Here is a 17,541-nt window from a genome sequence, read left to right on the forward strand (position 1 = left end):
CGCATCGCCCGCTCGCAATAAAAAGACCCGGCGGTTGACCGCCCGGTCTTTTTGCATGCCGTTCTCTATGCGTTCGCGGCTCAGCCGCTATTCTCCCTCTTCCACACCGAACATCGCTGTCTCCGTGTAGAGGATATGCTGGCGGAGCTCCCGCACGATCTCGCGGCTGATGTCCCCGTTCTCGAACAACGCCTGCACTTCGTCACGCTCCGTCTGGATCGCCTTGTACTGCAGCTCGCGCTTCTGCTTGCGGAACCGCTCGTCGCGCGGCTGCCGGTCCGGGCCGATCCGCAGCCGGCCGATCATCTCGTTATAGTCGGCGATGACCGTAAGCGATTCGTTGCGGTTGTCGTCCGTGATGTTCTCTCCGATCGCCGCGATGGCCGCCTGGGCGAGCTGAATGCGGATATCCCGAAGACGCACCGCCTCCTCGGCCGGGAGCCGGCGGAGCTTGCCGCTGCGTGAGAACAGCCGGGCCGCCCGGCGCAGCAAAATGATGAGCGGCAGCGTCAGCCGCAGCCGGATCCGGTTGGCGAGCGCCCGCTCCTTGTAATTGAGCGTCTCCCGGATGGCGTAGAACTGCTCGCGGGAAAGCTTGCCTTCCTCAAGCAGCAGATGCGTCTTCTTCCTCTCTGCCATGAGAGCGAGCTTGCGGATCTCCAGCTCGCGGCGGCGGGAGCGGAAACCGAAGGTTCCTTCCCGCTCCTCGTTGCGGACCTCTCGCACGAGCCGGTTGAAGTCCGACAGCACGGCGAGCGCGGCAGCGCGGTTGGCGTCGGTCATCTCGTCGCGGACCGCCTGGGCGCCTGCCGCCAAAATGTTGAGCTTGGCCTCCTGCAGCTTTCGGCCCCGATCCTGATCCGCAGACGACTTCCCTTTGGACAAGAGCGGAAGGACCACGCTCGCGAGAATGAGGGTGAACAGGATAACGCCTGCCGACAGGAAGATGATGAGGTCGCGCTCCGGGAACGGGCTGCCGTCCATCAGCGCGTACGGGATGGAGAAGGCGCCCGCCAACGTAACCGCGCCGCGGACACCCGCCAGCGAGGTTACACTCGCGGTCTGGAGCCGCGGCCGTTCCTGCGTCTCGCCCTTGCCGAGCGCCCAGGAGCCGCTCCAGAAGACATACACCCAGATGAACCGCAGCAGCAGGAGGAGTGCCGAGATCACGACCACATAACCGAGCGCGAGCAGCGTGCTGATCGCCTCATTCTCGACGATCACCTCCGCCACATCCGGCAGCTGCATGCCGAGCAGGACGAAGACGAGACCGTTCAGCAGGAACAGAATAACCGTCCAGGTGCTGTTCGAGACAATTTGCAGCTTGGCCATGGACGATTCCGCGCGGTCGTCCCGGATGGCATGGACAATGCCGCCCGCGACCACCGCCAGAATCCCGGACAGGCCGAGCTCCTCGGTAACGAGGAAGATAAGAAACGGCGTCAGAATCTGGATCAGCATATGGATGGTGACGTCCTCCATGCCGAGGCGACGGATGAAGATCCGCAGCCGGATGAGGAAGTACGATAGAATGACCCCGCAGGCAAGGCCGCCGAGCGAGATCTTGACGAAGCTGATGGCTACGTCGGCCAGCGAGAAAGCCCCGGTGACCATGGCCGCGATGGCGAACCGGAACGCCACCAGGCCGGAAGCATCGTTCATGAGCGCTTCGCCCTCCAGCAGCCGCAAGATCGACTTGGGCAGCCGAACCCGCCCCGCCAGCGCACCTACGGCGACCGGGTCCGTCGGAGACAGAATGCCCGCCAGCGCGAACGCGGCCGGCAGCGGGATGGACGGAATAAGCCAGTGGATGGCGTAGCCTCCCACGAGCACGGTTACGAACACGAGACCGAGCGCAAGCAGCAGGATAGGCGTTCGCAGGTGCCACAGCTCCTGGCGCGGCGTCCGTTTGCCGTCATTGAACAGAAGCGGGGCGATAAACAGGATGAAAAACAGCTCCGGCTCCAGCTCAAGATGAATGCCGAACGGCAGCAGCACGGCGGCTGCGCCGAGCGCGATCTGGAAGATAGGGATCGGCACGAACGGAACGAACCGGTTCAGCAGGTTCGAGATGCCGATCAGCACAATGAGCAGAAGCACGGTGAGGAAGAGCTCCATCCGGCTGCCTCCTTTCTCTTGATGGCTGGCGTAGAATGTTAGGCTGAGCGTCGGCTTGTCCTAGATTTCGCGCGGCGCCGTCTCGGCCCGGCGCGTCAGGACGGTGAGCCGAAGCGAGAGCAGCAGCGCAGCGAACAGGAAGCAGGCGATCATGGCGACGATTCCGTGCCAGCCGAAGGCCGACCAGAGAGAACCGCCTGCCGTGCCTCCGACGCTCGAGCCGGCGTAGTAGAAGAACAGATAGAGGGAAGACGCCTGGGCCTTGTCGTGGTCGGCGAGCCGGCCGACCCAGCCGCTCGCGATCGAATGCCCACCGAAGAAGCCGAAGGTGAAGACGGCGATCCCCGCCAGCTTCAGAAGCAGGTCCGTCTCCAGCGTCAGGCAGGCGCCGGCGAACAACAGCAGCAGCGCGATGGCCAGCACCCGGGGACGGCCGTGCCGGTCCGCCTGTTTGCCCATCCACGCCGAGCTGAAGGTGCCGACGATATAGACGAGGAAGATCCAGCCGACAAGGGTCTGGCTGAGCGAATATGGCGGCGCGAGCAGCTGAAAGCCGATGTAGTTGTACAGCGTCACGAAGCTGCCCATCAGCAGGAAGCCGACGCCGTACAGGCACAAGAGGCGCACATCCCGGCACAGGGAAGCGAGGGAACGCACGAGCGGCAGCAGCTTCAGCGGCCGGGGCTCGAAATGGCGCGAAGGCGGCAGCAGCAGCCAAAAGACGACGCTTGCCGCCACGCCTAGAAGCCCGATGCCGACGATGGCGGTCCGCCACCCCCACAGGTCGGTGAGCGTCCCGGTGACGATACGTCCGGCCATGCCTCCGACCGAATTGCCGCTTATGTAGAGCCCCATCGCAACACCGAGACTCCCTGCCTCAACCTCCTCCCCGAGGTAAGCCATGGCGATAGCCGGCACCCCCGACAGAATAATTCCCTGCAGGATGCGGAACGCCAGCAGGACGGGATAGGTCGGGCTGGCCGCTGTCAGCAGCGTCATGAGGGAGACGGCGAACAGCGCTACCAGCATGACCGGCTTGCGGCCCCATGCCTCCGACAGCGAGCCGGCGAGCAGCATGCTGACCGCAAGGGCGATGGTGACGACCGATAGCGACAGGCTGGCGACAGCTGGAGTCAGGCCGAACTCTTGCGCGAATACCGGGAGGAGGGGCTGGGTGCTGTACAATACGGCGAACGTGGTGAAGCCGCCGGCGAACAAAGCGATGTTCGTCCGGCGGAACAAGGCGGTGCCCTGCTTGATGTAGCTCATGATGCCTGCCTTCTTTCTATAGGGGAACCGAATCGGGGACGGCCTCGCGCCCTCCCCAAGATATACCCATATTCCAGGGTTATGCTCTCTTTATCATACTCCAACCGGTCCAAACCAACCAAATTTCCATAGCCCAGGTCATAAGCGGCATGATAATTTGACGTCATTCCCACCTTTCTCCCGTTTGTCGCCATAGACCGGGCCATCCTCGGGGCCGCCGCCCGTAAGAGCTCGGCTCCCGGGTTATGCCGGATACTCCGGGCATATTGGCATAGACGGCGAGAGCAGAGAAGCTAGGAATGAACCCCGTTCCGAAAGCCGATACTAGCCGGCAAAGAGGAGGTGGCAATGTGGACTACCGACCGGCCGAGCTGACTGGGGAGCAGATCGCCAGGCTTCAGCGGATGGAAGAAGAAATGCGGGCGGATACGCAGCAGGACATCATCCTGATCGCCTACGACCCGGACAATGACCCGTCCGCGAGCGAGAAGTAGAACGGCGGCCGTTAGAAGCGGCCGCCGAAAGGAGCGGGCCGCCATGGCCCGCTCCTTTTGGTGGTTCACCACCGCCTTATGACGCCGAACCCCGTGCACCGGGAGCTTCGCCCGGGACGGCTGCTTGCTGCGATAGAGCCTCCCTCTCCCCAAATAGGTCCTGTATCAATTCCGCTTGCCGATATATGCTTCCGCGAGCGCGATCAGTTCCTCCCGGGAGGCCGTGCCGATCAAGCGGACGTCCAGCATCTGGCCGCTCGCCGTCTTGTATTCGAGCACGAGGCGGTTCTGCTTCGCGTCCTGGATATACATGGCGAGCGCCCGGCCGCTCCAGTCCACCTGCTCCCAGCTGCCGACGAAGGTGCCGCTCCGGCTGCCGCCCTCTGCCGCATGCCTCGTCGCCGCTTCGTCCACGCTCTGGGTGACAACCGCCCAACGGCCATCCGCCAGCTCATAGAAGTCATGCAGCACCGGATTATGCCCAACCACCCGGTCCGGCTGGCCTTTCTCCTGCTGGACGACGTTCATCCAGGCGCCGGCCGTCCGGACCGGCTGATACCGATTCTCTGCCGCGGACGGGCGAAGCAGCGGGAATGGATATGTACGCTCCGCCTCCTCCAGCGTAACGGCCTTCTCCATGTTCCTGCCGGTGCGCAGCACATCTTCGATCTGATCCCGGTAACTCGGCTCCGGGCCGAACAGCTTCTCTTTCCACGCGTCGATGCGGGCGTTGCGGCCGCCGTCGTTCTCGATGGTGAAGACGCCTCCCTCCCAATGGATCGGCAGGACGGACGCACCGACGGTCAACGCGACGAGGAAGAAGAGGGCGGCCGTCATCACTCCGATTCTCCTGCTCCTTGAGAAGCGCCGGGTCTGCCGCCTTTCGGCTGCTGAGCCCGGCCGGCTCTCTCCAGGCTCACGAATCGCCTCCAGCACCGCGCGGCTGACATCGATGCGCGGCAGCCGGACCTCTCTCCATTCCGCCGCTCTCTTCTCAAACTCGGATCGAGTGGGCTTCATACTCCTTCTCCTCCTCCAGGCTTCTTCTCTTCCCCAGCTTCTTCCGCAGCCGTTCATACCGCTTGCGCAGTGCCGCCGGCTTGCGGTCCAGACAGAGGGCAATGTCCTCGAACGGCTGCTCCTGCAGCACATGCAGGATGACGAGCTGCCTGTCTTCCGGCGCGAGCGGGCGGAGCATGTCCATCACCGCACCGGCTCCCCCCTCCGCATACGCCTCCTCCGCGCTCCTCTCCTGTTCTGCCGGTCTTAGCATCGGCAGAAGCGCGCTCCAGCGCTTCCGGCGCCGCAGCAGGTCCAGGCAATAATTGCCGGCGATCCGGTACAGCCACGCCTGGAACGACCGGTCGTGGCTGTACGCGGCCAGACTCCGGTAGGCGCGGATAAAGGCCTCCTGCACAGCGTCCTCCGCGTCCTGGCGGTTGCCGAGCAGGTAATAGCAGTACGCGAACAGCTTCTGCTGCCAGGCGTGAATGAGCGGACCAAAGGCGTCCGGCTCCCCTTGCTGCGCCCGCCGGAGCCACTCCTCTTGTTCGTGCGCTTCCATAAGCCCCTCCTTTGTTGCGTTCTGCCTATATAACGCCCGGTCCTCCTCGTTTGTGACATTCTTGTTCGACAATAAACACAAAAATGCCTGCTTCGGCAGCAGAGGCTGGCCGAAGCAGGCATTTTGTCGGGGGTGTTCGGCTCTGTCGTCCAGGGGACGGGCGCCGGCACTCAGCGGTTAAGCAGGCTTCCTACATACTTGAGCAGCTCGTTCGCGCAGACCGGGCAGTAACCGTTATGGTCGATGAGGCGGCGCGTCACTTCGTTGATCCGTTTGAGCTGCGTGGCATCCGGCGTCTTGGTCGACGTCGTAATCTTGACGATGTCCTTCAGATCGGCGAAGAGCTTCTTCTCGATCGCTTCCCTCAGCCGTTCATGAGTGTGATACTCGAACTTCTTGCCCTTGCGGGAATAGGACGACATCCGGATGAGAATCTCCTCGCGGAACGCCTTCTTGGCGTTCTCCGAGATGCCGATCTGCTCCTCGATCGAGCGCATGAGCCGCTCGTCGGGATCGACCGTCTCGCCGGTGAGAGGGTCTTTGATCTTGGACCAGTTGCAGTACGCCTCGATGTTGTCGAGGTAATTTTCGAACAGCGTCTTGGCGGATTCCTCGAACGAGTAGACGAACGCCTTCTGAATCTCCTTCTTGGCCAGCTCGTCGTATTCCTTCCGAGCGACCGAGATGAAGTTGAGGTAGCGCTCCCTCTCCTCCTTGGTGATCGACGGATGCTGGTCGAGCCCTTCCTTGATTGCCCGGAGAACGTCCAGCGCGTTGATGCAGGACAGATCCTGCCGGATGAGCGCGCTCGAGATCCGGTTGATGACATAGCGCGGGTCGACGCCGGACATCCCTTCCTCGACGAACTCGCTCTGCATCTCCTTCAGATCGTTCTCCTTGTAGCCCTCCACCGCCTCGCCGTCGTACATGCGCATCTTCTTGACGAGATCCATTCCCTGCTTTTTGGACTCCTTCAGACGCGTCAGAATGGAGAAGATCGCTGCGGACCGTAGCGAATGGGGGGCGATATGCACGTGCTTCATGTCGCTTTGCTGAATGAGCTTGCCGTAGATCTTCTCTTCTTCGGTTACTTTGAGGTTATAGGGGATCGGCATGACGATCATCCGCGACTGCAGCGCCTCGTTCTTCTTGTTCGAGATGAATGAACGGTATTCCGATTCGTTCGTATGCGCGATAATCAGCTCGTCGTTCATATACTCACAACACCAAATAATCTAAGGAGGTTTATCCGTGAAAGCAAAGGAAAAGGTGTTTCGGTTCCTTGAAGAAAGATTTGACCTAACATCAACAAAATTCGCAGTGACTGATTGTCCGGCGTTTCCCGGCGGCACTAGGATTGAATCAAACAAAATTACACTCATATTTTATTACGATTTTATTAGGAATGAAATTGTAGAAGTTGTTAATGGCGTAGAGTCAGCGAGAACCCCATATTTTGTTATTGAGCGCAGTGATCCGATGGGTTACTACCCCGCCGGAATATAATGAAAAAGCAGCCGCCTATTCTTCCTGGGCGGCTGCTGCTTTTTGTTGTTTGATCTTTTCCTTTTTCAATATAAACTCTGCCATCGTCCTGTGCAATCTTGCCCAGGCGTCTGGATCTTCTTGAAATATAAGTCCGATCTTCGTCCCGTTCCTGCTCGTATAGTACACACTTACTTGGTCACGAATGTCGACCGCCTTCACTTCTTCCTCAGTCTTCGGACACTCCATGTGGCCTCCCCTCCAGCTCAGTGTTCTATAGTCTATTCCGTTTCGTCCGGCAGCATGTTACTCGGAAGTTCGGGTCTTGACCAGCTCCGTAATGTTCACGATCCGGTAGTAGTCAAAGTTAAATGCGAGGCTGTAGAAAGCCATCCAGCGGATCTTTGCATAGGTGTCCTTGCTGATCGGAGGATTAAAAACGAACGAGTACATTTTCAGATCAGTCATGAGCTCATCCTTCATGTATCTCTCCGTGATCAGCAGGCGCTCTCGCGGGTAGAGCTTGTTTACAGAGCGCTCGACCTTCTCGCAGTACTCTTTTCTCATGGCCGGGATAAAAGTGTTGTATATCGCGATCTCCGCAGTCTGGTCGCTGGTTACATTGGTGGGGCCGTGAAACCGTTCTTGATAACCAGCCGTGATCGTGGCTTCCTTCTCCTCAAACGGCATCGTCTTAAATATCCGGTACTTCTCCAGCGCCGCCTCTACAGCCCGCTGCGTCTTCTTCCGATCCAGCTCCGGGAGCTCGAATGACTGTTGCACTGGTTTCACCCCCTAATAAGAAGGGCGATCGGCTCGCCCCTGTGCTGTTTTTACGGTGTTAAGATTGCACTCGCCGGCCGAGTTTCATAGCAGCATCGACGGACTTCTTCGGGTAATACAGCTTTGTGGTGCCATCTATCCAAACACGGATCGCCTCGATTTTGCCGGTCGTTGCGAACTTGCGCAGCTCATCCGCACTGATCTGAGCATGCGTCTGCCAGTAATTCGCTGAACGGTAACCGCTCGTTTCAAGAACTTTCTTTTCAGATTTCCACTCCACTCTTCCAAAGCTGATTTCCTTTATCAAGTAAATCCATCCTTTCGAGACGATTTAGGCTTTCTTGTCTAGCAGCAAGCTTTCCGGTTTGCAGTAACTATGCCAGCCTGCAAAATATCCTGCCCATCGAACTTTCACGCGTTGCCCAGATTTTGAACATCCCAAAACCTCGCCCGGTCCCCAATGTTTGTTCTTTTTATGCAGTACTTTGTCTCCTGCTTGCATCCTCATTCCTCCCATGATCCTCAATATTCATTCAGATACATTCACTTTAAGAAGGTGCTTGATCAAGTAATATCCGTAGTGTCTTGGAAATTTCACGACGGCCGATTTTCCACTTGATGAAATCCTGCTAATTTTTGTTGGTTCCCACTCAGGATGGAGTGTGTGCTTGACCATATCTCCTACTTCAAACTTTTGCTCCATAGGTACATCCTGACCATCCTCAAAATCAGGAATCTCGCGTTTGGCGTTCTTTACGAAAGTGGGCAATAACGTTGTGATCCGGTAACCCCAGCCGGCCTTCGTCTTGTTCCGGCTGATCACTGACACTCCCAGGTAAGTGTGACGAATCCCCTCCACCTTGCGGATCTGGTTCTTTCCGTAAACGTAGACGGCACCTTCTTTGATTTCACGCTGAATCATGTCACCGTATGTCATTGGCTTTCCTCCTAATCCCAAGTCCCTGACGGGCCCGGGCTATTATTTCAACCGCGCCGGCGGCGCAATCGGCCGCTTCCCTCGCTGCACGTCCAGCACATACCGCTTTCCGGCCACCATCAGAACCGTGGGAAGGCCGTCTCTGGCCTTCTCCACAGTTGCTATAAGCTTGTCGCCCCTCTTCATCAGAACGGCAGGTCGTCGTCGCTGACAGGCATCGGAGGCAGCTCTTCCTCATCTGCCGTAGCCGGTTCTTCCCTCTTCCGGCCCCCGCGGGTTCTTCTCGGCTTACTCTCCGGTGCCGGTGAATCTTCTGACGCCGGCTCTCCCGCCTCTTCCCCGGCTGCAGTCTCCTCTTGCCCGGCGGCCGCTTCTTTCTCAGCCAGCGCCTGCTCGAGATTCACCTGATTCGGATCGGCGTGCACGGAGCCGTCCTTTTCGACCGTGTAGTTGATGCCGTCATGCTCCTCTTCCCGGAACTCTTCAATGGTCATCTGGGAAGGTTTGACGCTGAGTTCCACGTTCCGGCCGGCGAACCTGTAGAGCTGCTGGGCCTTCTCCTCGCTGTCGCCTTTCACGCCGAACTTCATAACGGTCTTCTTACTGTCGCGCTGCATGCTCACGAACTCGGCCGTCAGGTCGCCGCATACGTCGGTGCCGCCGGCCTTCATGCTCAGAATTACAATGCTGCCGGAGAGGACGAACAGGCCGTTTTCCGCTTCCCCGTCCTCAGTACCCTTGATTTCGAACTTGAGAATCTCTTTCTTGTCGTCTTTCTGCATGGACTTGAACAGTACGCTGATGGGTGTATTCATTGGGCATCTTCTCCTTTTTGGTTGGGAATCGCTCGCATTTCAGAGCAGCGCCATGGCCGCGTTCTTCGATAAAAGCGGAGGAGGTAACGAACACCTCTCCCAGCATCCTGCCGCCCTCAGAGATCCGATAGCGGAGCAGGCTGCTTCTCATGACACCTTGGTCTTCTTTGTTTTTTTCACTGTCTTGGTTACGCCTAGGATGTTTGCAACAATCTCTTGTTGATTAGGAAGAATGAGTCCGCGTTTATGCATTGCCCGGGCTATCTGCGCTAACACATAGGCGTCTGTCACGTTGTCGCTGCTGTGTCGATACCCATACAGTGACTCGACAGCGTCCAGGACTTCTTGCTTTTTGGCCTTGCCCTTAAGCCTTGTTTTGTTGCCTTTCTCCCCGGTCCATCCGGTGCACCCTATAAAACTCTTAAGGGTGTTGGGGGCAATTTCGGTATACTTCCAACCTCGCCGGAACATCGCCATCCGAATGCCCCAACCGATCCCGCCGTTTTGAACGGCCTGCTGGGAGGCAAAGCCGAACCCTTCAATGCAGACAACGTCTTCCGGCTGCAGGTGTACCATGATCTCGTCGATCATAGTGACCATTCGCCTCGGGTCCGCGCTGCCTACGCCGGTCAGTTCCTTCTCCCGCAGCACGTTTCCCGCTTCATCCAGCGCCACGAACCCAGTCTTTGTGCTTGGGTCGATTCCTACGAATCTCATATGCCGTCTCCTTTCAGTCTCTGCGTGACCATGGGATCAGCTCAGCAATTTTCAAATAGTTGATGCGGCCCTCTTGCTTTACACCTCCGCTCGACCGATAGTACTTGTCCGTCTCGCGCCGGATGTCGCCTTGGTGTTCATCGCACAATTCAACTAGAGCCCACGACTTAGTAGATGGCTGATAGCAGCCTGGGTATCTGCATTTCATGTTTCGTCTTCCTCAGCTTTCTCTTTCTTCTTTGCATGTAACTGACGCATGCGTTCGGCTGCTTCGCTATAGTCGCGCTCGCTGGGTGGAGAAGCGAAACGGACTTGCTTCGGACCAAGCTTCCACTTTCCGGCCACCATTCTCGGTTCACCGTTGGCACCGGGCTCCTCTTCCTTCCAGAACGGTTCACCCGCCACTTTCAGCAGCTTGGTCATATGAGTCGGAACGCAAGAGTAGATCGTCCAGGCCCCTGCTTCATAGTCAAAAACACAGGTTGTTTCCTTTTCCTCGCTGGAGTACACGCCCCCACCTCGTTTCTGAGAGTAATTATGATAATGATTCATTAGGCATTTCGACGCTAACTCTATCGGCCTGACTAGTTGTGAGTCCTTCCTGCTTCCGCGTTGATTTTCTGTAGGATTTCAAGGAACTTCTCTTGCATGAATGGTACGTACATACTGGTCGGAACACCGAGCACAGACATCTCGCTCATCATCGTTCGGGCTATGCTGTCGGCCTGCCGCAAGTGATGGTGGAAGTTCCAGTCCAAGCTCTCGTAAATCTCGAGCATTCGTTGCCGGCGCCATTCGTCACTCATGAGCGATCATCCAACCGCGTTCAACGGCTCGGTGCTCCATCTTGTCTAGGTGTTTTGCGCTGGCATCCATCATAGTGATTCTGGTCAGCTGTACTGCATCCTCGAAGGAGACCTTTTCCTTGAATCGAGCTAGGAGCAAGCCTGCAATCACCTGGGCAACATCGTAAAATTCTTCGAGCAGATGGTCGATGTCAACCAGTTCGGCGCATGCCTCAGCCGTGAGCTCGTCCAGTTCTTCAAGCAGCTTCTCCGCCTTCTTGCGAGCGTTGTGGAATGTGTCAAGAATCGGAATTTGGATGGGAATCATGAGAGGTTCCGGCACCAGATTCACGTTATCCGATTTAATCAGAGGCATTCTGTTCACTACACCCTTTCCAAATTCCCGTTTTTCTCCTGCCGCAACGACGTTTTGACTGGCTCTTTGTATTCCTGAGCTGCTTTGAACGCCATAACTCCGCCGTATGTGCCATCGTAGAAGTAACGAACAGATCCTTCGCGGTATTCAATGTCGTTTTCTTTCAGGAATTTCTCCACACTGCTATAACCGCGATCAGCGTCGAACCGGAATGGCTTGATTTTGCCTGGATACTCTTTCGTAATTCCTATCCGCCTTGTCTCTTGCTCGAAAAACAAGATCAACTCGATTTCTTCGTTCTCGCAACCAAGCTTGCGGCGGAGTCCTGCGCTTAATTGAATCCGGCCCATCTTATCGACGGTAAGGGCTACCTGGGCTCTCGAATCGTTGCTATATGGGATAAATGCCAATTGAATCGCTCCTTTTATTGCCCGATGAAAAAATTAATCATCATCCAGCCAATCGGCTAGCTTGCTTTGCTTTGTCGGCTGCTGCGGTAACGTAGGTGTTGGTTCCGGTTCTGGCTGCTGCGCGGGAGGCGTAACCGCTGGTTCTCTCACAGCCGGCTCGTTGAAGCTATAGCCGATCTCCGCGTATATCTTGCGAAGCCCCGGGAAATCTCGTACCAACTCGCCTCGGCGGTATCTCGTCACCAGTTCGGAAGTCCGGTCATAGATGAGCCGTTTCTTCTGCCGCTCTTCAGGAGGCATGTCCTTCAGTGGATCAGCCAGTTCGGCAGCCGTTAGGACCAGCCAGTCCAACGCTTTTTTGTACTCATCTTCGCTCTGGATTTGCTTTCCGCTTATGCTCACCACCCTCTTTCTTGGTGTGATCAATGTCCAGGAAACGGCCTGTCCGCTTGTTGAAGACCATTTCCACTATCCCGGTTCCAACGTTTCGTCCCTTCGCAAGAATCAGTTCCACGATTCCAGGCTTGGAGGTGTTGGGGTCGTAGTATTCGTCCCGGTACAGGAAGAGCACAATGTCCGCATCCGATTCGATCGATCCGGACTCCCGTAGGTCCGACATCATCGGCCGCTTGTCCTGGCGCTTCTCGCAGTCCCGGCCAACAGCAGAGATCGCAACGACCGGCACGTTGTGTTTCCGGGCAACCTGCTTGAGGCCCTTGGAAACGTAAGAGACACCTTCGTTCGGTTTGGTGAACTTTCTGCCTGGGTTGACCAGCTGCAGGAAATCCACGTAGATCACGATTCCCGGATAAACTTTGACAAGCCGCTTAACCTCGGAGTCAATCTCCTGCAGCGTGATTCCGGCAGCATCAGAGATGAAGATGGGTAGTCGCTCCAGTTCTTCGGTTGCGTAGGTCCAGCGCTCCCAATCAGAATCTGAGAATTGTCCGGTCCGAAGTTTTCCGCTGTCCACGTTGCCTATTGCACAGGCTGCCCGCTCGGAGATTTGCTTGTCTGGCATTTCGATAGAGAAGAGAGCTGCCGGCCGGCCACCGCGGGCCGTCGCAATCATGTCATTGACCACATAGGCCGTTTTTCCCATACTTGGCCGCGCAGCTATGATTTCCAGATCCCCGCGCTGATGCCCGCTCGTCAATTCATTCAGTTCCTTGCTCGCAGTCTTGGCCCCGGTGACACCTTGCTGATTTCGCCTGCGGATGATCTCCTTTTCATGACCATCCAGCACCTCCGACATCTTCCGAAAGCCCCCGGTGGTCGGCTCAGACATGGCTGCTATTTCGTCAAGGGCTTCCCTGGCTTTGTGAAGTGTCTCCTTGGCATCCACGCCGATCTGACTTCCCGCTATGGCGTGCTCTCTGAGCGTTTCAGCGGTTCTCCTTTGGACGTAGAGCTCGCGGACTATGCTTTGGTAATGAGCCATGTTCGCGGCGCTAGGAACGCTCTCACGGAGTTGCATGAGGTAGGTTAGGCCGCCGACCTTGCTAATGTCCTTGCCGGCCTGTTCAGCCATAACCAGGATGTCGACCGGCTTGCCGATGTCGTTCAGATACCGCATGTACTCCATGATCTTCTGGTGCCGGCCGTCCGAAAATTCCTCTGGCTGGTTGGGGCATTCATCGAGTCTACCGGGCTCCAGCAGGATGGAACCGAGCACTGCCTGCTCTGCTTCAATGCTTGTGAGATGCTGCAGTTCGATCACTTGTTGTCCCCGCCTTTCAACAGGAGACGGTCCGGGCAGTCGATCGCCAGCTGCTTCCACTCTTGTAGTTCTGCCTTCCTTTCCGCCGTCTCCAGACGCATTCGGTTATAGTCCGTGAAGGCTTCCGGATCTTTCTGACCGATGATGTCCGCCGGTGTCGGAACGAAGGCGTTGGTTCGAATATGTTCCCGCAGATTGCTCGAGGCTCGCTCAAACGGCAAGTCCTGCAAGAGGTTCAGCCAGATTTCCGTCTTAACGGCGTCCATTTGGAAGTTCTGGTAACAGTTGTTGATGATAAGAAAAAGCTTCTTCAGCTCCGCTCTGTTCACGGGCCATTTCCTCCTCGATCTCTCGCATGAGCTTTTCATTCTGTGACATCTGGTTGTTCTGCCGGCCGCTGCCCTGTTTTCCTGTTGCCTTCATCTTCAGCGCCAGCTCCGGAAATTTATCTCGCAGCTTCTTAGCGCTCAGTATGTTTGTCTTCCAGAATGAGTCGGTTACTACCCAATCCATCACATCTCGAGCAAGCCGCTTTTCGACCTCATCGTTCTCCACTAGCAAGCGCATCTGGTCTGCCCAGGATTGGAGATTTGCCTTTATGATTAGGTGTCCAAGCCCTTCCGCTTTAGCGACAGCTCGGACCTTGTCGTGAAAGTAAGAGGCCATTTTGTAATAAGTGCTGTCCTCGTCATACTTTTTAGTGGGACGAGTTTCTTTATTTCTTTTTTTAATTCTTTCTTTCTTTGTCCGCGGATTAGCGGTATGTTCTGTCACCTTCCTGGGTGACAGTTCTGTCACCGTTTTAGCGGACAGTCCGCTATTTAGGTGACAGTCGATCCATTCTTCATGGTTTTTGTTAAAGCGAAGCACTCGGGACCCACGTTTTCCTGTCGAGACAACGATGATGACGTGCCTCTCGACCAGATTTGTAAGCTCGCGATCTACCTGGTTTCGATGGGCTCCAATAGCCTCCGCCAAGAATCGGATCGACATCTCATGTTCTTTCCGCTGGAATCCATAGGTGTTCCGCCATATCGCCATCAGCAAACTCAGCTGCGTTCCGTTGAACTTCCGCTTCATCGTCTGATCAAGGATCTCATTCGCTATTCTCGTATAGCCGTGGTCGATCTGTGGACTTGCCATTCCACCACCTGCTCATTAATTGTTCGGAGCTCGCTGAGGAGCCATGCTGTGCACAAGCTGTGCATGATCGAGCGCCATCTTCCCGATCTCTCCCCATGACTTCCCTTCGGCAGTCAGCTTCCTGATCGCCCGGAGCAGCAGCTCGGTGCCGGTTGCTTCTGCTGTTTGTCCAGTAGATGATCCAATAATATGACCCGCCCGAAACATGAGCTCTTCGGGAGAAACTCCTAAGGGCCCGCTTATCTTTTTAAGGATATCTGGAGATGGAAAGCCCTTAAGCTTACCGTTTTCTATCTGTGAAAGGTAAGGGTGGGATACTCCGGATAATTGTGCCAGCCTCGAAAGATTCATTCCCTCTTTCTCACGCAATCCTCTGATATACCATCCGAACTCTGCGATATTAGTAGTCAAGAATCAACACACCTCCAAGTGATAATGGATTCCGACCTGCAGGCCCTTCCTCCGCAACGCTTGCCTAACGGTCATTTCAGCCAGCGCCGGGGAATTCGCTTCTCCCGAAAGGTGGGTCAGATAGATCCTCTCGCCGCGGCCCTTCACAAGCTTGAGGAGTGCTTCCGCAGCCTGCTCATTGCTTAGGTGCCCGATGTCGGAAAGGATTCGCGCCTTTACGCTGTCCGGCCGCTTGCTGAGCTCAAGTAGATCCGGCTCATGATTCGCCTCAATGATGTAGATGTCCGAGTCCGACATGGTTCCTAGCATCTCTGAATCTACCTTTCCGGTATCCAAGCAGATTGATATTTTCCCGCCGGAATGGAACATGAAGGCATATCCCAAAGGGTCGTAGGCGTCGTGATGAGTCGAGAATGGGAAGACATCGAAGCCGCCGCCGCCACATCCATAGTCGAATGAGATGGGAGAATCAATAATCTGCATCAGATTTTCGTCAACAGATTGAATGTTGTTCCATTCGGAATGGGCTGCGTAAACCGGGATGCGGTACTTGTTTGCTAGCGGTAGTCCCTTGGTATGATCAGCGTGGGCATGAGTGATGAAGATGTAGTCTAATTGGGTTGGATCAATGCCGGCCTCGATCAGGCGCTTCTCGATCTTGGTCTTGGGAATGCCGACATCGACGAGGATGCTGGTGCTACCGCTTTGGATATGGATGCAGTTGCCGGCCGAACCGGAAGCAAGAATTTTGACGTTCATCTCGTGGCCTGCTTTCCGCCATATGGGTTGTCCCTGTGTGTCGTGAAAGTAGTCGGTCTCGCCTTGTCACGAACAGCTAATGTGGTGTAGTCCTTGCTCTTCTTGGGCACGGGAAGATTGCGGTAATATTCAAGCTCTTCCGGAGAGAGCTTGTACACTTTCACCGTATTCCCCATCCCGGTTACTTGCTGAGCAGACAATTTTTCATTAGGGAAGTTGACGCCTGGCACATGAAGCGTATATCCCACTGACCCTGCACTTCGTTTTCTTGGTTTGTACGGGTTGATATCCATGAGCACCACCTACTCCGCCGGCAGCAGCAGATCATCGTCTTCGGCCGCTGCCCGTTTTTCTTCCAGGTGTAGGTCCATTACCTTGAGGAGCGCTGTGAGCTCCGCCAGTGTCGGCGTCTCGCCTTTGATCTTTCCGTATTTGGTCATGTACTCGGCCTTGGCGTTTTTGTCCGTGATACCAAGCTCCCTGAATTTCGCACTCATCTGCTTACGAGCCTTGGAGACCTTCTCGTCTTCCGTCTCAGCTGCTGGCTGCGCTGGTGTCTCCGTCACTTCATGAGTGATGTCTTTGCGTTCCCGGGGCGCTTCGTATGCCGGCGCCGCATTAGCCGGCTGCTGAATTTCGTCGTCTCCAAAATCAAGGCCGTACTGCTTCTTGAGGGCCCGCTGCTCTACGTGCTTGCCAAGCATGTCTGTTGTCCATTTGTTCCAGTTATCTTTGTTCTGTCCAGTGAACATATGATCAACTTCGGAACGATCGATATAAACGAACACTGGGCGATAACCGTCACGAAATGCGATGGAATAAGCACCAATGATTTTGCCGCGGGGAGAACCGAAATCATGCTCTGCAACTTCCATTTGGTTTGTTTCTTTATTCCGACTTACTTTAAATACATCATTCTCGCAAACCATCTGCGTATCCGGCGGCTGGAAACCTTCTTGCTCGCGGGCCTTGGCGAGATATGCTTCGGCAGCAAATTGGATGCGGGCTTGATTTCCGTACTTGATGAAGTAGATTTCGTTCTTGAAAGGGTCCAGACGGTACGAGGCTGCTTTATGGGCAAATAGCAGGAACTCGGCGTCAGTCGCCGTAGGGCAGATCGATGTGCGAATGACCTGCAGCACCTCAGGCTTGAATGCTTCGGATACTTCGGGGGTTACCATCAGTTGATTGTTAGCCATTTGGTTATTTGCCTCCATTACTGAGATTTTTGATTACATCACCGATAACTTGATCTACATTTATCTTGGAAAGTAGGCTCTCACTGAGTCTTTGCTTAACCTCTTCATTTATTGTCGAGGCTATTTTTTTATCAACCTGTCCGATAACCTCTTTCGTCATTGTTTCAACGGCCTTCTTAACACGGTTGTTAACCATGTAATTCAATCGTGTGTGATCCCCGTAGCTACTGGAGTTTCCAGAAGAATCCACTTTTTCAGTAAGCGCCTGCTCCAGTTTTTCTTTCATCAAATCCTCAACCTTCACGTTTTTGCGTTTAACATCACCCCAACGATCTGTAAGTGTGATTCCTTTATTCATAAAACCGTCAAACAGATTGACGACTAAGTCATCCAGCTTCTCCTGAACTTGTTTCATTGACTTATCTGTAAGGTCTCTCAAGCAACCGGCAGAAAGCTTCTCGACTACTCCTTGAATTACTTGAGCTTTTACTTCTTCGTCTAGTCCGCCACCTTCGTCTATCCAGTCGACTTCAACTTGAATGTTGAACTTCATTGT

At 55.6% G+C, this 17,541-nt stretch carries 26 protein-coding genes and 1 pseudogene; 2 read left to right on the top strand and 25 right to left on the bottom strand.

Annotation, left to right across the window (positions count from 1 at the left end; translation table 11 throughout):
• Window positions 1-87 precede the first annotated feature (87 nt).
• Window positions 88-2,118, bottom strand: coding sequence for a Na+/H+ antiporter (locus tag KJS47_RS09030; protein ID WP_213524562.1), 2,031 nt, complete (start codon window positions 2,116-2,118; stop codon window positions 88-90).
• Window positions 2,119-2,178: 60 nt separating this feature from the next.
• Entirely contained in the window at window positions 2,179-3,387 is a 1,209-nt protein-coding gene (locus KJS47_RS09035) for an MFS transporter (RefSeq protein WP_213524563.1), read from the bottom strand.
• A gap of 350 nt (window positions 3,388-3,737) precedes the next feature.
• On the opposite strand from KJS47_RS09035, the gene KJS47_RS09040 reads away from it, so the two are divergent.
• The gene (locus KJS47_RS09040; protein WP_213524564.1) at window positions 3,738-3,881 is read left to right on the top strand and encodes a hypothetical protein; all 144 of its coding nucleotides are present in this window, start codon (window positions 3,738-3,740) and stop codon (window positions 3,879-3,881) included.
• 165 nt (window positions 3,882-4,046) lie between these two features.
• Here the strand turns inward: KJS47_RS09040 and KJS47_RS09045 are convergent, their stop codons facing one another.
• From KJS47_RS09045 to KJS47_RS09055, 3 genes and pseudogenes are all read right to left on the bottom strand, one after another.
• Window positions 4,047-4,901: a hypothetical protein gene (locus KJS47_RS09045; protein WP_213524565.1), complete on the bottom strand. Its 855-nt coding sequence runs from the start codon at window positions 4,899-4,901 to the stop codon at window positions 4,047-4,049.
• Window positions 4,876-5,445, bottom strand: coding sequence for an RNA polymerase sigma factor (locus tag KJS47_RS09050; protein ID WP_213524566.1), 570 nt, complete (start codon window positions 5,443-5,445; stop codon window positions 4,876-4,878). The genes KJS47_RS09045 and KJS47_RS09050 overlap by 26 nt, the downstream gene beginning before the upstream one ends.
• Before the next feature lie 170 nt (window positions 5,446-5,615).
• Window positions 5,616-6,653: pseudogene (locus tag KJS47_RS09055) on the bottom strand (protein prkA); the annotation flags it as partial.
• 43 nt (window positions 6,654-6,696) lie between these two features.
• On the opposite strand from KJS47_RS09055, the gene KJS47_RS09060 reads away from it, so the two are divergent.
• Complete coding sequence (locus KJS47_RS09060) at window positions 6,697-6,951, top strand: hypothetical protein (RefSeq protein WP_213524567.1); 255 nt, start codon at window positions 6,697-6,699, stop codon at window positions 6,949-6,951.
• 15 nt (window positions 6,952-6,966) lie between these two features.
• On the opposite strand, the gene KJS47_RS09065 is transcribed toward KJS47_RS09060, so the two are convergent.
• The 20 genes from KJS47_RS09065 to KJS47_RS09160 form a co-directional block, all read right to left on the bottom strand.
• Window positions 6,967-7,179 carry a hypothetical protein gene (locus KJS47_RS09065; protein ID WP_213524568.1) on the bottom strand — a complete coding sequence of 71 codons (213 nt, stop codon included), beginning with the start codon at window positions 7,177-7,179 and terminating at the stop codon, window positions 6,967-6,969.
• 57 nt (window positions 7,180-7,236) lie between these two features.
• Window positions 7,237-7,713 carry an ArpU family phage packaging/lysis transcriptional regulator gene (locus KJS47_RS09070; RefSeq protein ID WP_213524569.1) on the bottom strand — a complete coding sequence of 159 codons (477 nt, stop codon included), beginning with the start codon at window positions 7,711-7,713 and terminating at the stop codon, window positions 7,237-7,239.
• Between the two features lie 58 nt (window positions 7,714-7,771).
• On the bottom strand, window positions 7,772-8,020 hold the full coding sequence (locus KJS47_RS09075; protein WP_213524570.1) for a hypothetical protein: 249 nt from the start codon (window positions 8,018-8,020) through the stop codon (window positions 7,772-7,774).
• Between the two features lie 24 nt (window positions 8,021-8,044).
• Window positions 8,045-8,215, bottom strand: coding sequence for a hypothetical protein (locus tag KJS47_RS09080; RefSeq protein ID WP_213524571.1), 171 nt, complete (start codon window positions 8,213-8,215; stop codon window positions 8,045-8,047).
• Window positions 8,216-8,242: 27 nt separating this feature from the next.
• A complete protein-coding gene (locus KJS47_RS09085; RefSeq protein WP_213524572.1) occupies window positions 8,243-8,650 on the bottom strand; it encodes a hypothetical protein in 408 nt (135 codons plus the stop codon).
• Window positions 8,651-8,835: 185 nt separating this feature from the next.
• Window positions 8,836-9,465: a hypothetical protein gene (locus KJS47_RS09090; RefSeq protein ID WP_213524573.1), complete on the bottom strand. Its 630-nt coding sequence runs from the start codon at window positions 9,463-9,465 to the stop codon at window positions 8,836-8,838.
• A gap of 147 nt (window positions 9,466-9,612) precedes the next feature.
• Window positions 9,613-10,182: a hypothetical protein gene (locus KJS47_RS09095; protein ID WP_213524574.1), complete on the bottom strand. Its 570-nt coding sequence runs from the start codon at window positions 10,180-10,182 to the stop codon at window positions 9,613-9,615.
• 204 nt (window positions 10,183-10,386) lie between these two features.
• Window positions 10,387-10,692 carry a hypothetical protein gene (locus KJS47_RS09100; protein WP_213524575.1) on the bottom strand — a complete coding sequence of 102 codons (306 nt, stop codon included), beginning with the start codon at window positions 10,690-10,692 and terminating at the stop codon, window positions 10,387-10,389.
• 74 nt (window positions 10,693-10,766) lie between these two features.
• Complete coding sequence (locus KJS47_RS09105) at window positions 10,767-10,988, bottom strand: hypothetical protein (RefSeq protein ID WP_213524576.1); 222 nt, start codon at window positions 10,986-10,988, stop codon at window positions 10,767-10,769.
• Window positions 10,981-11,343 carry a hypothetical protein gene (locus tag KJS47_RS09110; protein ID WP_213524577.1) on the bottom strand — a complete coding sequence of 121 codons (363 nt, stop codon included), beginning with the start codon at window positions 11,341-11,343 and terminating at the stop codon, window positions 10,981-10,983. Before KJS47_RS09110 ends, KJS47_RS09105 begins: the two co-directional genes overlap by 8 nt.
• Before the next feature lie 8 nt (window positions 11,344-11,351).
• Window positions 11,352-11,753, bottom strand: a complete 402-nt coding sequence (locus KJS47_RS09115; protein WP_213524578.1) for a hypothetical protein — start codon at window positions 11,751-11,753, stop codon at window positions 11,352-11,354.
• Window positions 11,754-11,786: 33 nt separating this feature from the next.
• Window positions 11,787-12,155: a hypothetical protein gene (locus tag KJS47_RS09120; protein ID WP_213524579.1), complete on the bottom strand. Its 369-nt coding sequence runs from the start codon at window positions 12,153-12,155 to the stop codon at window positions 11,787-11,789.
• On the bottom strand, window positions 12,118-13,473 hold the full coding sequence (locus KJS47_RS09125) for a replicative DNA helicase (RefSeq protein WP_213524580.1): 1,356 nt from the start codon (window positions 13,471-13,473) through the stop codon (window positions 12,118-12,120). The genes KJS47_RS09120 and KJS47_RS09125 overlap by 38 nt, the downstream gene beginning before the upstream one ends.
• Window positions 13,470-13,802 carry a replicative helicase loader/inhibitor gene (locus KJS47_RS09130; RefSeq protein WP_213524581.1) on the bottom strand — a complete coding sequence of 111 codons (333 nt, stop codon included), beginning with the start codon at window positions 13,800-13,802 and terminating at the stop codon, window positions 13,470-13,472. Before KJS47_RS09130 ends, KJS47_RS09125 begins: the two co-directional genes overlap by 4 nt.
• Complete coding sequence (locus KJS47_RS09135) at window positions 13,726-14,616, bottom strand: replication protein (protein ID WP_213524582.1); 891 nt, start codon at window positions 14,614-14,616, stop codon at window positions 13,726-13,728. The genes KJS47_RS09130 and KJS47_RS09135 overlap by 77 nt, the downstream gene beginning before the upstream one ends.
• Before the next feature lie 15 nt (window positions 14,617-14,631).
• Window positions 14,632-15,027: a helix-turn-helix domain-containing protein gene (locus tag KJS47_RS09140; RefSeq protein ID WP_249716192.1), complete on the bottom strand. Its 396-nt coding sequence runs from the start codon at window positions 15,025-15,027 to the stop codon at window positions 14,632-14,634.
• A gap of 3 nt (window positions 15,028-15,030) precedes the next feature.
• On the bottom strand, window positions 15,031-15,786 hold the full coding sequence (locus KJS47_RS09145; protein WP_213524583.1) for an MBL fold metallo-hydrolase: 756 nt from the start codon (window positions 15,784-15,786) through the stop codon (window positions 15,031-15,033).
• Complete coding sequence (locus KJS47_RS09150) at window positions 15,783-16,079, bottom strand: hypothetical protein (protein WP_213524584.1); 297 nt, start codon at window positions 16,077-16,079, stop codon at window positions 15,783-15,785. Before KJS47_RS09150 ends, KJS47_RS09145 begins: the two co-directional genes overlap by 4 nt.
• Window positions 16,080-16,088: 9 nt before the next feature.
• Window positions 16,089-16,985, bottom strand: coding sequence for a RecT family recombinase (locus KJS47_RS09155; protein WP_213524585.1), 897 nt, complete (start codon window positions 16,983-16,985; stop codon window positions 16,089-16,091).
• A 4-nt stretch (window positions 16,986-16,989) separates the two neighbouring features.
• Window positions 16,990-17,538: a hypothetical protein gene (locus tag KJS47_RS09160; RefSeq protein ID WP_213524586.1), complete on the bottom strand. Its 549-nt coding sequence runs from the start codon at window positions 17,536-17,538 to the stop codon at window positions 16,990-16,992.
• Window positions 17,539-17,541: the final 3 nt, after the last annotated feature.

The organism is Paenibacillus sp. J31TS4, from assembly GCF_018403265.1.
Classification (GTDB): Bacteria; Bacillota; Bacilli; order Paenibacillales; family NBRC-103111; genus J31TS4.

Excerpts from the sequence above, each read along its gene's own strand:
- KJS47_RS09030 (WP_213524562.1), bottom strand. The coding sequence starts at position 2,118 with ATGGAGCTCTTCCTCACCGTGCTTCTGCTCATTGTGCTGATCGGCATC.
- KJS47_RS09035 (WP_213524563.1), bottom strand. The coding sequence starts at position 3,387 with ATGAGCTACATCAAGCAGGGCACCGCCTTGTTCCGCCGGACGAACATC.
- KJS47_RS09045 (WP_213524565.1), bottom strand. The coding sequence starts at position 4,901 with ATGAAGCCCACTCGATCCGAGTTTGAGAAGAGAGCGGCGGAATGGAGA.
- KJS47_RS09050 (WP_213524566.1), bottom strand. The coding sequence starts at position 5,445 with ATGGAAGCGCACGAACAAGAGGAGTGGCTCCGGCGGGCGCAGCAAGGG.
- KJS47_RS09065 (WP_213524568.1), bottom strand. The coding sequence starts at position 7,179 with ATGGAGTGTCCGAAGACTGAGGAAGAAGTGAAGGCGGTCGACATTCGT.
- KJS47_RS09080 (WP_213524571.1), bottom strand. The coding sequence starts at position 8,215 with ATGCAAGCAGGAGACAAAGTACTGCATAAAAAGAACAAACATTGGGGA.
- KJS47_RS09085 (WP_213524572.1), bottom strand. The coding sequence starts at position 8,650 with ATGACATACGGTGACATGATTCAGCGTGAAATCAAAGAAGGTGCCGTC.
- KJS47_RS09090 (WP_213524573.1), bottom strand. The coding sequence starts at position 9,465 with ATGAATACACCCATCAGCGTACTGTTCAAGTCCATGCAGAAAGACGAC.
- KJS47_RS09095 (WP_213524574.1), bottom strand. The coding sequence starts at position 10,182 with ATGAGATTCGTAGGAATCGACCCAAGCACAAAGACTGGGTTCGTGGCG.
- KJS47_RS09105 (WP_213524576.1), bottom strand. The coding sequence starts at position 10,988 with ATGAGTGACGAATGGCGCCGGCAACGAATGCTCGAGATTTACGAGAGC.
- KJS47_RS09110 (WP_213524577.1), bottom strand. The coding sequence starts at position 11,343 with ATGCCTCTGATTAAATCGGATAACGTGAATCTGGTGCCGGAACCTCTC.
- KJS47_RS09135 (WP_213524582.1), bottom strand. The coding sequence starts at position 14,616 with ATGGCAAGTCCACAGATCGACCACGGCTATACGAGAATAGCGAATGAG.
- KJS47_RS09145 (WP_213524583.1), bottom strand. The coding sequence starts at position 15,786 with ATGAACGTCAAAATTCTTGCTTCCGGTTCGGCCGGCAACTGCATCCAT.
- KJS47_RS09150 (WP_213524584.1), bottom strand. The coding sequence starts at position 16,079 with ATGGATATCAACCCGTACAAACCAAGAAAACGAAGTGCAGGGTCAGTG.
- KJS47_RS09155 (WP_213524585.1), bottom strand. The coding sequence starts at position 16,985 with ATGGCTAACAATCAACTGATGGTAACCCCCGAAGTATCCGAAGCATTC.
- KJS47_RS09160 (WP_213524586.1), bottom strand. The coding sequence starts at position 17,538 with ATGAAGTTCAACATTCAAGTTGAAGTCGACTGGATAGACGAAGGTGGC.